Origin of the sequence: Amycolatopsis sp. GM8, assembly GCF_021653975.1 — a bacterium.
Lineage (GTDB): Bacteria > Actinomycetota > Actinomycetes > Mycobacteriales > Pseudonocardiaceae > Amycolatopsis_E.
On record NZ_JAJKFK010000019.1, the window covers coordinates 1 to 1,263 of the forward strand.

At 59.9% G+C, this 1,263-nt stretch carries 2 protein-coding genes; both read left to right on the top strand.

Going from position 1 to position 1,263, the window contains the following annotated elements; all coding sequences use genetic code 11:
* The first annotated feature begins 66 nt into the window (after positions 1–66).
* Positions 67–342, top strand: coding sequence for a transposase (locus LOZ83_RS39630; protein WP_236797088.1), 276 nt, complete (start codon positions 67–69; stop codon positions 340–342).
* A gap of 17 nt (positions 343–359) precedes the next feature.
* Positions 360–1,220 (top strand): IS3 family transposase, encoded by an 861-nt coding sequence (locus LOZ83_RS39635; protein ID WP_236797089.1) that lies wholly within the window; start codon positions 360–362, stop codon positions 1,218–1,220.
* Positions 1,221–1,263 lie beyond the last annotated feature (43 nt).

Consider the following 1,263-nt stretch of genomic DNA (forward strand, 5'->3'; position numbering starts at 1 on the left):
TGAGGTGCTCCGAGGTTTCCGGACATGTCTTCCAAGTAGGCTGGTGGAGGATCCGGAGGAGTTTTTATGGCCAGGAGACAGAGAAGGTATTCGCCGGAATTGAAGGCCGAGGTGGTGAAGGCGGTCCTGGAGGGTGGGCTGAGTTTCACTGAGGCGGCGCGTGATTTTGATGTGGTCCCGCAGACGGTTCACAACTGGGTGTCGGCCGAGAAAAAGAAGAGGGATCAAAGTCAGCCGGCTGGGGGTCGGGAAGCCGAGTTGGAACGGCGTGTCGCGGAACTGGAGCGGGAAAACGCGTTCCTGAAAAAAGCGGCGGCCTTCTTCGCGAAAGAACAACGGTAGCGCAGCGTTACGCGTGTATCGCGGCGGAGAAGGCCCATTTTGGTGTGACCTGGATGTGCCGACTGCTCGGCGTGTCCCGCTCGGGATTCTATGATTGGGAGCGTCGGAAGGTATCGACGCAGGCGCGACGCCGAGAAGTGCTGACCGAGCACATTCGCGCAGTGTTCGCCGCGTCGTATCGCACCTATGGTTATCGGCGTGTGCACGCCGAGCTGATGCGCAGCGGGGTGCGGGTGGACGACGAGCTGGTACGACGGCTCATGCGGGCCGCACGACTATGTCCCGTGCAGGTCAAGCCCAGGCGAGGGTTGACCGTGGCCGCCCGCACCGCAGGAGTGATCCCGGACCTGGTCAAGCGGGACTTCACCGCGGCGGCGCCAGGGAAGAAGCTGGTCGGTGACATCACGCAGATCAACACCGGCGAAGGAACACTGTACCTCGCAACGGTGATCGACTGTTATTCGAAAAGTATTCTGGGATGGTCTGTGGATAAGCATTACAACGCGGGAATTGTGTCTGCGGCGATGACAATGGCGGCTGGCCGTATCCGGCTACCTGACGGAGCGATCTTTCACTCCGACCGCGGCAGCCAATACACCTCCTACGAGTTCTCCCGCCTGCTGCGCCAGGAAGGTGTCCGTCAATCCGTCGGGCGGACCGGAATCTGCTTCGACAACGCCATGGCCGAGTCATTCTTCGGGAAACTGAAGACGGAATGGATACACCACCGATCTTTCGCCACCCGAGCAGAGGCGCAACGCGAGGTCATCAAGTTCGTCGAAGGCTTCTACAACACACGCCGGTTGCATTCAGCGTTGGGATACCGGCCACCACTCGAAGCGCTCGACGAATGGTTCACCAAACACCAAGCAGCATGATACAGTCCGTTTGAGCCGCGTCCGAAATTTTCGGAGCACATCA